The sequence below is a fragment of the Candidatus Clostridium helianthi genome (assembly GCF_045310795.1).
Classification (GTDB): Bacteria; Bacillota; Clostridia; order Clostridiales; family Clostridiaceae; genus Clostridium; species Clostridium helianthi.
Genome location: NZ_JBJIAB010000006.1, coordinates 97,942 through 112,670, shown reverse-complemented (window position 1 = coordinate 112,670; position 14,729 = coordinate 97,942). Strand labels below are relative to the sequence as shown.

The following is a 14,729-nucleotide window of genomic DNA, read 5'->3' as shown; positions in this document are numbered from 1 at the left end:
TGCTATAAGTTTATAAAATTGCTTGAAACTTTGCTTTTTACAGATAATTTTTTATGAATAACAAATGAGCAATAAGGGGATAAATAGATTAATACATAAAATAATAATACGTTGATAAAGGAGGCATTTATATGGACAAAGAACCTTATAATGAATATCTAGTAGTGATGCCAACTGGTAACTGCAAGGGATTTAACGATATAGAAGGAGCAAAAGCATATATTAATATGTATTATGAATTACGTCTTGATGATGTTTTTCATAAGGATGGTTATAATGATGCTACTGAAATAGGTGGAGATGAATATAGGTACAACGTATTTACACAGTTAGGTGCCGAAGAGGGAGCTAAATGCGAGATATATAAAACTGTGTCATTCATTGAAGAAATTAATAAAGAGTTAGTCTTTGAAGATGAAAAGGAAGAAATAATTTCAAAGTTATGTGAAGCAAAAATAAATTTTAACATATATGATTATAGTTTAGATACAGTTTTAGCAAACATTCAAGAAGTTGAATATATGGAGGATTATGGAACAAAGATTAGTAGAATGTAATACTCCAAATTAAAAAATCAATAAAAGCAAGCTTATTTAAATTGTTAATTTAAACTACTATAAAAATTGATATAATTAAATTAAGTATTGGTGTATTGATATATAGTTAAAAAAATGCGTAAAAAAATAACAAATAGTTAATTTTCATATATTGTAAATATATAAAAAAATGATAATGGAAAATATATAATTAAAATGTTGACAACAATAAAAACCGAGAGTACAATTTAGTCTAACAGGAAAATCAAATAGGTCCTTAAGCTATAAAATGCTGAGATGGAGAAAATTATTTAGTAGATAAGTTGCAGAGAGTCGATGGCTGGTGAGAATCGATACTTTAGCTCTATAATTATCACTCCTGAGCAGAATCCAGAAAGAGGAATAACCGTTCCTTGAGTAAAAGATATCCGGTGTGCATCCGTTATATGCAAGGGTTTGTTAGAACCTAGTGATATTATGTAAGGCGGAATATTATCCCACTTCTTATGATTTATATCATTAAGGGTGGATTTTTTTAACCATTTTTAAGGGGGGAAGGCAATGGAGAAGCATGTATTATCTGTCTTAGTAAAGAATTCATCTGGTGTTTTGAGTAGAGTAAGTGGATTGTTTTCAAGAAGAGGATACAATATCGATAGTTTAACTGTGGGTAGAACTGAAGATCCTTTGATTTCGAGAATGACAATTACACTTATGGGAGACGAGAATGTATTAGAACAGGTTAAAAAGCAATTAAACAAATTAGAAGATGTTATAAGGGTTATAAACTTTAAAGCTGATGATTCTGTTTATAGAGAATTAGTGCTAATTAAAGTAAAGGCAAATGCAGAAAACAGAGCAGCAATAAACGAAACTGTAAATATTTTTAGAAGCAAGATAATTGACCTGTCTACAGACACTTTAACGATAGAATTAACTGGGGATGAAAATAAAATATCAGCATTAATAAACCTGATGGAGGAGTATGGAATAGAAGAATTGGTTAGAACAGGTGTGACAGCACTACAAAGAGGGGAAAAAACTATAAGAAATTCCATTGAATCTTATTAATGTATATTAAATAAAGATAATCTAAAAGCAATAAGGCAATAAAATGAAAAGGGGGATAATCATATATGGCTCAGAATCAGGTGAAAATATTTGATTCTACTCTAAGAGATGGAGCCCAAGGTCAAGGAATTTCATTTTCATTAGAAGATAAAATTAAAATAGTAAAAGTTTTGGATGAGATTAAAGTTGATTACATTGAAGCTGGTAATCCAGGATCAAATCCGAAAGATATGGAATTCTTTAAAAGGCTTAAGGATGTGGAACTTAAGAACGCAAAGGTCGTAGCATTTGGATCTACACGAAGACCTAAAATTAACGTAGAAGATGACAAAAATCTAAAAGATTTACTGTCATCAGGGGCAGACACAATTGTTGTATTTGGGAAGTCATGGGGCTTTCAAGTAACAGATATTATAAAAACTTCTTTAAGTGAAAATGTAAATATGATAAAAGACACAATTGAGTATTTGTGTGTTAAGGGGAAAGAAGTAATATTTGATGCAGAACATTTTTATGATGGATATAAAGCTAACAAAGAGTATGCGATGGCAACTTTAAAGGCAGCAGAAGAAGCAGGGGCAAAAGTAGTTGTGCTATGTGACACTAATGGAGGAACTTTACCTCAAGAGATATATAACATAACTAAAAGCATAAAAGAAACAATGAAGGTTGAACTGGGAATTCATAGCCATGACGATATGGGGATGGCAGTTGCAAATTCGATTATGGCAGTGGAGGCAGGAGCGAGTCAGATTCAAGGAACCTTTATTGGAATAGGAGAAAGATGCGGGAATGCTAATTTAAGCACAATAATACCTACATTAAAACTAAAGCTTGGATATAAAGTTTTAAATGATAACGAGCTAGTAAATCTAACAAAAACATCTAGGTATATTGCTGAAATTTGTAATATCACATTATCAGATGAAGATCCATTTGTAGGAAATTCAGCGTTTGCTCATAAAGGTGGAATGCATATAGATGCAGTAACTAAATCACCAAAATCATATGAACATATAGAGCCAGAATTGGTAGGAAATAAGAGGCGCTTTTTAGTATCTGAGGTAAGTGGCAAAAGTACAATTTTACAGGAAATACAAAAGATATTTCCTAATATATCTAAGGATGATAAATCGGTTCAAAAAATTACAGATAGATTGAAAGAACTAGAATATGATGGGTATCAATTTGAAGGAGCAGAAGGAACAGTTGAATTAGTTATAAGAAAAATTATTGGAAAGTACAAACCGTTCTTTAAATTGAATCATTTTAAGATCATTGGTGAACAACCCTATGGATCCGAGGATTTCTCATCAACAGCAGTAATAAATATTACAGTTGATGGACAAAATGAGATGACAGCAGCAGAAGGGGAAGGACCTGTGAATGCTTTAGATAAGGCTATTAGGAAAGCACTAGAAGTTTTTTATCCAGAATTAAAACAGGCAAGATTAGTAGATTATAAAGTTAGGGTTTTGGATTCTGAAAGTGCTACTGAGGCAAAGGTAAGAGTATTAATTGAATCAACAGATGGGATTGAAAGTTGGAGTACTGTTGGGGTATCTCGGGATGTAATTCAAGCTAGTTGGATAGCTCTAGTGGATTCAATAGAATATAAATTAATAAAAGATATTGAAAGAAAAGTAAAAGCATATTTTTAAGGGGGACTAAAACATGGGAATGACAATGACTCAAAAAATCTTAGCAGCACATGCGGGATTGGAAGCTGTAAAAGCTGGACAATTAATTGAAGCAAATCTTGATTTAGTATTAGGAAATGATATTACAACTCCAGTAGCTGTAAATGAATTTAAGAAATTTGGAACAGATAAAGTATTTAGCAAAAGCCAAATTGCTATAGTACCAGATCACTTTACTCCTAACAAAGATATAAAGGCAGCAGAACAAGTTAAATATATTAGAGAATTTGCTCAAAATATGGAGATAGAAAATTTCTTTGAAGTTGGAGAAATGGGAATTGAACATTGCCTACTTCCTGAAAAAGGACTAGTTGTTGCTGGAGATGTTGTTATAGGAGCTGATTCACATACATGTACTTATGGAGCACTTGGGGCTTTCTCAACAGGTATTGGATCAACTGATATGGCAGCTGGTATGGCTACAGGAAAGTGTTGGTTTAAAGTGCCTTCAGCTTTAAAGTTTGTTCTTAAGAATAAACCAGCAAAATGGATAAGTGGTAAGGATATAATCTTACACATAATCGGAATGATTGGTGTTGACGGTGCTCTATATAAATCAATGGAATTTGTAGGTGATGGCTTACAATATCTTTCAATGGATGATAGATTTACAATGGCAAATATGGCAATAGAGGCTGGTGGAAAGAATGGAATTTTCCCAGTTGATGATAAAACAGAAGAATATTTAAAAGATCATGCTTCTAGGGAATGGAAGGTTTATGAAGCTGACGAAGATGCAGAATATGATAAAGTATTTGAAATTGATTTAAGTGAATTAAGACCAACAGTTTCATTTCCTCACTTACCAGACAATACAAGAACAATTGATAATACTGGAGATGTAGCTATTGATCAGGTTGTAATTGGATCATGCACAAATGGTAGGATTTCAGATTTAAGAATAGCTAGAGATATCTTAAAAGGAAAGAAAGTTAAAAAGGGTATTAGATGTATAGTTATCCCTGGAACTCAAAAAATTTATTTACAAGCAATAAAAGAAGGAATAGTTACTGACTTGGTAGAGGCTGGAGCTGCATTTTCAACACCGACTTGTGGACCATGTTTAGGTGGACATATGGGAATCTTAGCTAAAGGTGAAAGATGTGTATCGACAACAAATAGGAATTTTGTAGGAAGAATGGGGCATGTTGAGTCAGAAGTATATCTAGCAAGTCCAGCAGTGGCAGCAGCGTCTGCTTTAACCGGAAAAATAACTGATCCTGAATTAGTGTAGGAGGTATTTAGTAATGAGCGTAAAAGGTAAAGTATTCAAATATGGTGATAATGTAGATACAGACGTAATAATTCCAGCAAGATATTTAAACACTTCGGATGCTAAAGAACTTGCTGCACATTGTATGGAAGATATAGATGTGGATTTCGTTAAAAATGTAAAGAGTGGAGATATAATTGTTGCAAATAAAAATTTTGGATGTGGTTCTTCAAGAGAACATGCACCTTTAGCAATTAAAACAGCAGGGGTTAGCTGCGTTATTGCATCAACTTTCGCAAGAATATTTTATAGAAATGCAATCAATATTGGGTTACCAATTTTAGAATGTGATGAAGCTGTAAAAAATATTGATGCAGGAGATGAATTAGAAGTTGATTTCTCAACAGGTCTTATTAAAAATTTAACTAAGAGCCAAGAGTATCAAGGGGAAGCATTCCCTGAATTTATGCAAAAAATCATCGATAATGATGGATTGATTGGATATATAAGAAATAGATAGAGAAACTGATTATTAAAAGAAGAATCAAATTAAACTAATATATTTTCTTAAGAGAAGGATACTAATAACTAGAATTAATAATTAAATTTTGATTAAAAAGCAATAAGAAATAGGCAATTATAAGAGGGGGATTATCATAATGAAATGTAATATAGCTGTAATACCAGGGGATGGAATTGGCCCAGAAGTGATAGATGAAACAATAAAGGTTTTAAAAGTTATTGGAGATAAATTTGGGCATAGATTTGAATATGAATATGTATTAGCAGGTGGATGCGCTATTGATAAAGAAGGAACTCCGCTTCCAGAAGCAACTTTAGAAGCATGTAAAAAAAGTGATGCAGTTCTACTCGGAGCTGTTGGAGGCCCTAAGTGGGATGATCCTACTGCTAAAATAAGACCAGAGCAAGCACTACTAGGATTAAGGGGTGCATTAAATCTTTATTGTAATTTAAGACCAGCAGTACTATATGCTCCACTAAAAAATGAATCACCACTTAAAGATAGCATTGTTAAAGATGGGATAGATATCTGCATAGTTAGAGAATTAACAGGTGGAATTTACTTTGGAGAAAGAGGATTGGAAGAAGTAGATGGAGTAAAGAGTGCTTATGACACTGAAAGATATAATGTAAATGAAATAACTAGAATTGCTAAAATAGGATTTGAAACAGCAATGAAAAGAAATAAGAAACTTACAAGTGTAGATAAAGCTAACATATTAGAAAGTTCTAGACTTTGGAGAAGTGTAGTTAACGAGATGGCTAAGGATTACCCAGAAGTTGAAGTAAATCATTTGTATGTTGATAATACTGCTATGCAGTTAGTAAAAGATCCAAATCAATTTGATGTAATTGTAACTTCAAATATATTTGGAGACATATTATCAGATGAAGCAAGTATGGTTACAGGTTCAATAGGTATGTTACCTTCAGCATCGCTTGGGGAAGGAACTCTTGGAATGTATGAACCAATTCATGGAAGTGCTCCTGATATCGCAGGACAAGGAATTGCTAATCCGTTAGCAACTATTCTTTCAGCAGCAATGATGCTTAGGTATAGTTTTTCATTGGAGGAAGAAGCAAAATCTATTGAAAATGCAGTTTTAGCAGTTCTTGAAGATGGATATAGAACTGGAGATATAATGACTGAAGGTAAGAAGAAAGTTGGAACAATTGAAATGGGAAATCTAGTTCGCGAGAAATTAGAGGCAACAAAATAGAATCTAAATCAATTTATACATTGCTAGTTATCAAACAGAGATCATTTTATAAGCAAAGGAGTGAATAAAATGTTATTGACGGGGGCTGAAATATTAATAAAGTCATTGCTTGATGAAGGGGTAGAGACTATATTTGGATATCCAGGTGGGGCGGTATTAAATATATATGATGAGTTATACAAATATAAGGATAAAATTCGTCATGTTCTTACTTGTCATGAGCAGGGAGCATCACATGCGGCTGATGGATATGCAAGGGCCACTGGAAAAGTTGGAGTTTGTCTTGCAACTTCAGGACCTGGAGCTACCAACTTAGTAACAGGTATTGCCACTGCATATATGGATTCAATTCCAATGGTTGCTATTACGGGAAATGTGGCAAAGCCATTACTTGGAAAGGATAGTTTTCAAGAGGTTGATATAACTGGAATTACAATGCCTATAACAAAACATAATTATATTGTAAGGGATATTAATGAACTTCAGGATATAATAAGGGAAGCTTTTTATATAGCTAAGGAGGGTAGACCAGGCCCGGTATTAATAGATATTCCAAAAGATATTACTGCTGAAAAAACTCAATATAATAAAATAATTCCTAAAGAAATAGTTAGAAAATCAGAGCATATTACAGAAAAATCATTACAGGAAGCTGTTGAGTTAATAAATCAAAGCAAGAGACCTCTTATATATGCAGGCGGAGGTATAGGTATATCTGGAGCAACATCTGAATTAACAAAATTTGCAGAAAAGATCAATTGTCCTGTATCAACATCTCTTATGTGTATGGCAGAGTTTCCAAATGATCATGAATTATATACTGGTATGATCGGAATGCATGGAACAAAAGCATCAAATATTGCTGCAACTAAATGTGATTTATTAATAACTCTTGGAGCTAGATTTAGTGATAGAGTTATAAGCAATCAAAATCATATAAAAAATGCAAAGATTTTACAAATAGATGTTGATCCAGCAGAAATAAATAAAAATATAAAAGTTGATACATGTATCGTTGGAGATTTAAAGGTAGCACTGAATCAATTAATACCAATAATTGATGAAAAGAAAAATGACGAATGGTTGAATACTATAAATAATTTAAAAGAGAATAATAAATTAGTGCCATACTGTGACTTGACTCCGGAATTGTTCTTTGATAGGTTGAATAAATTAAATGACGGAAGTTTTATAATTTCTACTGAAGTTGGGCAACATCAAATGTGGACTGCTCAATATTTCAATTTTAAAAGTGAAAGAACATTTATAACATCAGGTGGACTTGGAACTATGGGATATGGTCTTGGAGCAGCAATTGGAGCTCAGATAGGCAGATTTGATAAAAGAGTATTTAATATTGCAGGAGATGGAAGTTTTGGAATGAACTGCAATGAATTAGTTACTGCTGTTAAAAACAATCTTCCATTAATTCAAGTTATTATGAATAACAATTGTTTAGGAATGGTAAGGCAATGGCAAGATTTCTTCTACGAAGGAAGATATTCTGAGACAACTTTAGATAGACCTACAGATTATGTTAAGCTTGCTGAAGCTTTTGGAGCTAAAGCATTTAGAATAACTCAAGTAGATGAAATAGACGATATACTTAGAAAAGCTCTGGATTCAGAAGGTCCAGTTCTTATAGATTATCTAATAAACAGTGATAAAAAAGTTTTTCCTATGGTTGCACCTGGTGCGCCAATTAACCAAATAATAAGTGAAGAAGATATTAATATTAACTAGGAGGTCATTAAAATGCCAAAAATGTATTATGAAAAAGACACAGATTTAAATTTATTAAGAGGAAAGAAAGTTGCTATAATAGGATATGGTAGCCAAGGGCATGCACATGCATTAAATCTTCATGAAAGTGGAGTAGATGTTGTTGTTGGATTGTATAACGGAAGTAAATCTTGGGCTAAAGCAGAAGCAGCAGGGTTGCAAGTTGCAACTGTTGCAGATGCGGCAAAAGCAGCAGATTTAATCATGATTTTATTACCAGATGAAAAGCAAGCAAAAATATATAATGAAGAAATTGCTCCAAACTTAGAAGAAGGAAATGCATTAGTTTTTGCTCATGGATTTAATATACACTTCGGTCAAGTGGTTCCACCTTCATACGTTGATGTATTTATGGTTGCGCCTAAAGGTCCAGGGCATTTAGTAAGAAGAACATATATTGAAGGTGCTGGAGTACCTTGTTTAATAGCTGTACATCAGGATGCAACAGGAAAAGCTAAACAATATGCATTAGCATATGCTAATGGAATTGGAGGAGCAAGAGCAGGAGTTCTTGAAACTACATTTAAAGATGAAACAGAAACAGATTTATTCGGAGAACAAGCAGTTCTTTGTGGCGGAGTTTCAGAACTTATCAAAGCTGGCTTTGAAACTTTAGTAGAAGCAGGCTATGCTCCAGAAAATGCTTACTTTGAATGTATGCATGAAATGAAATTAATTGTTGATTTATTATATCAAGGTGGATTAAGCATGATGAGATATTCAATTTCAGATACTGCTGAATATGGAGATTACCAAATTGGTAGAAGAATCATCACAGATGAAACTAAGAAAGAAATGAAGAAAGTTCTTACTGAAATTCAAGATGGTACATTTGCTAAGAATTGGTTGTTAGAAAACCAAACTAATAGACCAGGATTTAATGCAAGAAGAAGAATGGAAGCAGAACATCCAATTGAAAAAGTTGGTAAGGAATTAAGAGGAATGATGAGCTGGATTGATACAGCTAAAGTAGACTAATATTTAATTATATGTATTAGGGTAGCAGATTTTGAATCTGCTACTTTCTTTTTTTATGAATTTATAGTTTAGCAGAATCTGTGCATAACTATTGAAAGTAATAGAAATGCAGGGGCCACGAATTAGAACATGTTATTAATTCAGAAATATTTTATATGAGAAAAGTAATTTAAGTGGTATTATGATCAACTAAATGTTTAAAAAGTATATACAATAAACTTATATGCTATAGAATTAATAAAAATGAGAATATATTACATCCAAAAATGAAGTAAAAATGATATACAAGAAAAGTAAAATAGTGTACCATATCAGTATAAAAAATCGCGTAGTCTACAATGTTTTCGGTTACGCGATTTTTTGTATTTTTAGGAAATTGAATTATAAAGGGGGAGAATAGAAAAAATGACATTTCTATTTGGCACAAATTGTACCGTGGCATAGATATTGCTACTATAAGATATTATGGAATAAAAAGTATGAAAATAAACACATCATAATCACTAAGGTGCAAAATAATTATAGTATATCGTGGAGGGATTACATGCAAAGATTAATAGAACTTATTAATAGTGAGGATAAAAAGAATCCTTATACCGATCAAGAACTTGCAGAATTCTTATCTATACCAAGGCTAAAAGTAATACAAAAAAGAAATGAACTAAATATTCCAGATTCTAGGGATAGAAGAAAAGAACTGCTATTAGCAGATCTAAGAGAAATATTGAAAAAAAATATAAATTTATCGGAACGAAAAGTAACAGAACTAATGATGGAGAGAGGCTATAATATTTCACGTAGTATTATAAGTAAAAATATTAAAGACGTTATTCAAGAGATCAAAGGGGGAAATGAGTCTACACTTCCAAATGAAACTCTAGTGATTAAAGAAAAAGATAATAATAAAAATGAGGAAAGCTTTCAAAAACTTATAGGATATAGAGGGAGTCTTAGAAATAAGATAGACCTAGCAAAAGCGGCTATATTATATCCACCGAATGGACTTCACACCTTAATTTATGGGGGCTCTGGAGTTGGGAAAAGTGAGTTGGCGGAATGTATGTATGAGTTTTCTGTATTAAGTGGAGTAAAGTCTAAAGATGCCCCTTTCATAGTATTTAATTGCGCAGACTATGCAGAAAATCCAAATTTGCTCATAGCCCAGTTGTTTGGAGTAATTAAAGGCGCATATACTGGGGCTAATTCAGATAAAGAAGGATTAGTTGAAAAAGCAAATGGGGGAATTTTATTTTTAGATGAAATTCATAGACTTCCATCGGAAGGGCAAGAGATATTGTTTTATCTTATAGATAAAGGAAAGTATAGAAGGTTAGGTGAAACTAATGTTGAACGAAAAGTAAACGTTCTTATACTGGCGGCGACTACAGAAAACCCAGAATCTAATCTACTATTGACTTTTAGAAGAAGGATACCTGTACTTATTGAATTACCTAAATTAACGGAAAGACCGTTATCTGAAAGATTAGAGGTCATAGTAATGTTTTTAACAAGAGAGGCCAGAAGAATTAATAGAAATCTCTTGGTTAAAAAGGATGTATTAACGTGCTTGATGATGTATAACTGTAAAGCTAATATAGGTCAATTAAAGAGCGATATTCAAGTTATATGTGCGAAGAGTTATGTAAAATATATGTTTAAGAATACAGATGAAGTTGTTATAGATATAGAAGATTTGAGTCTTTCAATCAAGAGTGCACTTTCAGAAGGCCAGAAAGAGAAGAAGCAAGTTAAAAATCTTGGAATAGATGACTTATATATAGATATAAAGAATGAACAAAAAAATAAAGATGAAATATACAAATATGTAAACGAAAACGAGATATATCACTATATAGAGGAACAATTTAAGAAGCTTGAATTAGAAGGAATAAAAAATGAAGAGATGGATGAAATTCTTTTAGAAAAAGTTGAGAATAAGTTAGGTAAAATTATTGATAATAAAAAGATAACTAAACTTTTAAATATTAATGAGCTAAAAACAATAGTAAGACCAGAAGTTATAAACATAACAGAAGGAATTCTTGAATTAGTGAGGGAAAAATACAAATTTATAAATAATAGTTTTTTTATTGCCTTAGCAATCCATATTAATTTTACAATTGAAAGAGTAATGAATGGAAAAGTTATAACAAAATCAAATATTCATATGGAAAAGGCAACCATGGTACAAGAAATGAAAATTGCAGAGAAAATCAGAATAATGATAGAAAAATCCACAAAGTTAAAAATTCCAAAGGAAGAAACAACGTATATAGCAATTTATATAAAGAAATTCTGTTCAGATGTGTTTAATGTAAAACCAAAGGTTAGAGTAATCATAATAACTCATGGACATGTAGCCTGTGGAATTGCAGACATTGTTAATCAATTGTTGGGGGTGGAAGATACAGTTGGTATAGAAATAGCTTTAGATGAATCTCCAGAAAGCGGTATAGAAAGAACTATTGAGTTAGTTCAGGAAATAGACGAAGGACGGGGATGTTTACTACTTGTAGATATGGGGTCATTGGGAATGTTCTCAACAATAGTGGAAGAGAGGACTGGAATCAAAACTATGAGTCTAGCTAGAGTTGACACGTTATTGGCATTAGAAGCCGTTAGAAAAGCCTCTATAGAGGGAGCAAGCTTGGAAGATATAGTTGAAATGCTAAAGGAAGTTAAAGAATATAATGGTACGTTTAAGTCAGAAATAGCAGGTAAAAAGAATAAGAAAAAAGCAATAATAACTGTTTGTTTGACTGGGGAAGGAAACTCGCTAAGTATAAAGAAATACCTTGAAAGTCATCTGAAAACAGCTAACCATAGTATAGAAATTTTTGCAATGGGGCTTATTCGTGAAAAAGATGTGGAGGCTGAAATTACTAAGATGTCAAGTGAATACGATATTGTGGCAGTATGCGGAACAATAAAAGTAAATATTGCAAACATACCATTTATAGATTATGACAGTATATTAAATGGAAGTGGAATTAATAGATTAATCAAGCTTATGGAGATACAGTTTGATAATAAGGAAATGTTAGTTTATGAGAGGCTAAACAAGCTAATATATGAAGAATTTATTTTATTAAACTTAGACTGTGTATTTAAAGAAGAAGTCATAGATAAAATGGCAGAGTTACTTGAAGAAAAGGGATTTGTAAATAATAAGTTTATGTTAAATCTATATAAAAGAGAAGCAATGGGAAATAGTGTGTTTAATAAAGAGGTAGCTATTCCCCATGGACTTCCTGAAAATATAATTAGACCAGCTATAGTTATAGCAAAACTAAATAAACCAATCCAATGGGATAACGAAACAGCGGTAGATATAGTTTTTATGTTGGCACTTAAAGAAGACAATAGAGAAGAGATAAAAAAATTGTTTTATATGGTTAGAGAAAAAAACTTAGTAAACAACGTGCGTATAGCTCAATCTGAAAAAGAGGTAAAGAAATTGTTTTCATAAAATCAAAATATTCCAAAAGTTTGGCATGAGTCTTGCGATATAAATAGCCATAAAGGTTAAGTAAAAAATAGTGTAGTGAAAGGAGAAGTAATAATGGAACTAGTTAAGTTTATTAATGAAAAATTAATAAAAGTAAATTTACCATGCAAAGACAGAAATGAATTGTTCAAGATGATGCATGATGAAGCCTTTAAATATGGATATGTAGAATCAAGTTTTTTAGATGGCTTAATATCAAGGGAAAGCATTTTTCCAACAGGAATAAAACTAAATAATTATAGTGTTGCAATACCTCATACTGATGCAGTTCATGTCAAAAAGGAATTTATTGCAATAGTCGTACCAGAAAATCCAATACAATTTAAACTAATGGAAGATGAGAAACAGGAGGAAAAAGTAGATTTAGTATTTATGTTAGGACTGAACAAACCTCATAGTCAATTAGAAGTGTTAAGAGAGCTAATGGATCTTATACAAAGAGAGGATCTAGTAAAACAAATTATAAGAGCAACTAGTCAAGAAGACATTGAAAATATTTTGAATAAATTACAAAGTGTATAAAGGGAGGAATTAATTATGAAAAAACGTATTTTAGTGGCATGTGGGGCTGGAATAGCAACATCAACAGTGGTTTGTGACAGAGTGGAAAGATTAGTAAAGGAAAATAATATTGATGCAACTGTAACTCAATGCAAAATAGCAGAAGTTGGGTCATTAGAAGATCATGCGGATTTAATAATTTCAACAACTATTTTGCCAAGAGAATTTAAAATTCCAGCTATAAAGGCTACAGCGTATATTAGTGGAATAGGTACTGATAAGTTAGATGAAAAAATATTGAGCTATTTAAGATAACAAAGCTATAAATTACCTTTTTAATGATGTTAAGAAGGTAATTTAAATAAATAAAATAAAGGGAGGAAAAATGTCATGAATAATTTAATGGGAGTTATACAATATGTCCTAGGTCTTGGACCAACTGTAATTTTACCAATTGCTATTCTGATAATAGGATTAGTTTTTGGTATAGGATTGAAGAAAGCATTAAAAGCTGGTTTTACAATTGGAATTGGGTTTGTTGGCATAAATTTAGTAATTAATTTACTTACTGGAAGTCTAGGGCCAGCAGCACAACAAATGGTTGAAAGATTTGGATTAAAATTAACAGTACTAGATACGGGATGGCCGTCTGCAGCTGCAGGGGCTTGGGCTTCTCCAGTAGCAGCAATTTTAATACCTATAATCATGGGCGTTAATATATTAATGATATTAACTAAAACAACAAAGACTTTGAATATAGACATTTGGAATTATTGGCACTTTATAGCAGCTGGAGCAACAGGGTATATATTAACTAACAATTGGTTTTTCGCAATCTTCTGTGCAGTTCTCTTAGAAGTAGTAACTTTATTTATAGCAGATAAAACTGCCCCAATGATAGGAAATTTTTATGACTTAGAAGGTGTATCACTACCTACAGCCTCAACAGCATCTTTCGCACCTTTAGGATTTTTAGTGGGTTACTTAGTTGAAAAAATTCCGGGATTAAACAAAATAAAAGCTGATCCTGACACTATTCAAAAGAAATTTGGTATATTTGGTGAACCTATGATGATGGGAATAGTTATAGGTTGGGTACTAGGAATTTTAGCAGGATATGACATTGGTAAGACATTTAATATGGGAATAACAATGGGAGCAGTTATGCTTCTAATGCCAAGAATGGTTAAGATAATAATGGAAGGTCTAATACCAGTTTCAGAAGCAGCAAGAGAGTTTTTACAAAAGAAATACGGAGATAGAGAACTTTATATTGGATTAGATGCTGCAGTTGCAGTTGGGCATCCAGCAGTTATATCAACAGCACTAATTTTAGTACCAATTACAATCTTTTTAGCTGTAATATTGCCAGGAAATAAAGTATTACCATTTGCTGATTTAGCAACAATTCCTTTCTGTGTAGCATTTATAGTAGGATCAAGAAAAGGAAATATCGTGCACTCAGTTATAACAGGAACAATAGTAATGGCCATTTCATTATATATGGCTACAGATTTTGCACCAGTATTTACACAAATGTTGGCTTCAGCTCAATTTAAGATGCCAGAAGGTGTGGCATTAGTATCTAACATAGATACAGGTGGTAATTTGCTTAACTGGTTAGTACTAAAATTATCACAATTAGTTCAACCTTTATTTGGATAACAACGAAGTAATAAAAAATTTAATAGAATAAAT

The 14,729-nt window shown here is 32.0% G+C and carries 12 protein-coding genes; all 12 read left to right on the top strand.

Features of this window, described 5'->3' with window-relative positions:
* The first annotated feature begins 131 nt into the window (after positions 1 to 131).
* Positions 132 to 557 carry a hypothetical protein gene (locus ACJDTP_RS06905; RefSeq protein ID WP_077837264.1) on the top strand — a complete coding sequence of 142 codons (426 nt, stop codon included), beginning with the start codon at positions 132 to 134 and terminating at the stop codon, positions 555 to 557.
* 540 nt (positions 558 to 1,097) lie between these two features.
* Positions 1,098 to 1,607, top strand: coding sequence for an acetolactate synthase small subunit (gene ilvN / locus ACJDTP_RS06900; protein ID WP_077837263.1), 510 nt, complete (start codon positions 1,098 to 1,100; stop codon positions 1,605 to 1,607).
* Between the two features lie 65 nt (positions 1,608 to 1,672).
* A complete protein-coding gene (cimA, locus tag ACJDTP_RS06895) occupies positions 1,673 to 3,268 on the top strand; it encodes a citramalate synthase (protein WP_406760839.1) in 1,596 nt (531 codons plus the stop codon).
* Between the two features lie 13 nt (positions 3,269 to 3,281).
* Positions 3,282 to 4,541 (top strand): 3-isopropylmalate dehydratase large subunit, encoded by a 1,260-nt coding sequence (gene leuC, locus ACJDTP_RS06890; RefSeq protein ID WP_039772689.1) that lies wholly within the window; start codon positions 3,282 to 3,284, stop codon positions 4,539 to 4,541.
* Positions 4,542 to 4,554: 13 nt separating this feature from the next.
* Positions 4,555 to 5,040, top strand: a complete 486-nt coding sequence (gene leuD, locus ACJDTP_RS06885) for a 3-isopropylmalate dehydratase small subunit (RefSeq protein ID WP_017209668.1) — start codon at positions 4,555 to 4,557, stop codon at positions 5,038 to 5,040.
* A gap of 139 nt (positions 5,041 to 5,179) precedes the next feature.
* Positions 5,180 to 6,262, top strand: coding sequence for a 3-isopropylmalate dehydrogenase (leuB, locus tag ACJDTP_RS06880; RefSeq protein ID WP_011967568.1), 1,083 nt, complete (start codon positions 5,180 to 5,182; stop codon positions 6,260 to 6,262).
* A 69-nt stretch (positions 6,263 to 6,331) separates the two neighbouring features.
* The gene (gene ilvB / locus ACJDTP_RS06875; RefSeq protein WP_406760838.1) at positions 6,332 to 8,005 is read left to right on the top strand and encodes a biosynthetic-type acetolactate synthase large subunit; all 1,674 of its coding nucleotides are present in this window, start codon (positions 6,332 to 6,334) and stop codon (positions 8,003 to 8,005) included.
* A 12-nt stretch (positions 8,006 to 8,017) separates the two neighbouring features.
* Complete coding sequence (gene ilvC / locus ACJDTP_RS06870) at positions 8,018 to 9,022, top strand: ketol-acid reductoisomerase (RefSeq protein WP_168981908.1); 1,005 nt, start codon at positions 8,018 to 8,020, stop codon at positions 9,020 to 9,022.
* Between the two features lie 508 nt (positions 9,023 to 9,530).
* Positions 9,531 to 12,491: a sigma 54-interacting transcriptional regulator gene (locus ACJDTP_RS06865; protein ID WP_391510210.1), complete on the top strand. Its 2,961-nt coding sequence runs from the start codon at positions 9,531 to 9,533 to the stop codon at positions 12,489 to 12,491.
* A 93-nt stretch (positions 12,492 to 12,584) separates the two neighbouring features.
* Positions 12,585 to 13,052 (top strand): PTS sugar transporter subunit IIA, encoded by a 468-nt coding sequence (locus ACJDTP_RS06860; RefSeq protein WP_406760837.1) that lies wholly within the window; start codon positions 12,585 to 12,587, stop codon positions 13,050 to 13,052.
* A 15-nt stretch (positions 13,053 to 13,067) separates the two neighbouring features.
* Entirely contained in the window at positions 13,068 to 13,346 is a 279-nt protein-coding gene (locus tag ACJDTP_RS06855; protein ID WP_011967573.1) for a PTS sugar transporter subunit IIB, read from the top strand.
* 75 nt (positions 13,347 to 13,421) lie between these two features.
* Complete coding sequence (locus ACJDTP_RS06850) at positions 13,422 to 14,696, top strand: PTS galactitol transporter subunit IIC (RefSeq protein ID WP_017209664.1); 1,275 nt, start codon at positions 13,422 to 13,424, stop codon at positions 14,694 to 14,696.
* The last annotated feature ends 33 nt before the right edge of the window (positions 14,697 to 14,729 follow it).

What these genes read in the sequence shown, in the direction of transcription:
- ACJDTP_RS06850 (WP_017209664.1), top strand. Translation starts at nt 13,422, where the DNA reads ATGAATAATTTAATGGGAGTTATACAATATGTCCTAGGTCTTGGACCA.
- ilvC (WP_168981908.1), top strand. Translation starts at nt 8,018, where the DNA reads ATGCCAAAAATGTATTATGAAAAAGACACAGATTTAAATTTATTAAGA.
- ilvB (WP_406760838.1), top strand. Translation starts at nt 6,332, where the DNA reads ATGTTATTGACGGGGGCTGAAATATTAATAAAGTCATTGCTTGATGAA.
- ACJDTP_RS06855 (WP_011967573.1), top strand. Translation starts at nt 13,068, where the DNA reads ATGAAAAAACGTATTTTAGTGGCATGTGGGGCTGGAATAGCAACATCA.
- leuD (WP_017209668.1), top strand. Translation starts at nt 4,555, where the DNA reads ATGAGCGTAAAAGGTAAAGTATTCAAATATGGTGATAATGTAGATACA.
- cimA (WP_406760839.1), top strand. Translation starts at nt 1,673, where the DNA reads ATGGCTCAGAATCAGGTGAAAATATTTGATTCTACTCTAAGAGATGGA.
- leuC (WP_039772689.1), top strand. Translation starts at nt 3,282, where the DNA reads ATGGGAATGACAATGACTCAAAAAATCTTAGCAGCACATGCGGGATTG.
- ACJDTP_RS06860 (WP_406760837.1), top strand. Translation starts at nt 12,585, where the DNA reads ATGGAACTAGTTAAGTTTATTAATGAAAAATTAATAAAAGTAAATTTA.
- ACJDTP_RS06905 (WP_077837264.1), top strand. Translation starts at nt 132, where the DNA reads ATGGACAAAGAACCTTATAATGAATATCTAGTAGTGATGCCAACTGGT.
- leuB (WP_011967568.1), top strand. Translation starts at nt 5,180, where the DNA reads ATGAAATGTAATATAGCTGTAATACCAGGGGATGGAATTGGCCCAGAA.
- ilvN (WP_077837263.1), top strand. Translation starts at nt 1,098, where the DNA reads ATGGAGAAGCATGTATTATCTGTCTTAGTAAAGAATTCATCTGGTGTT.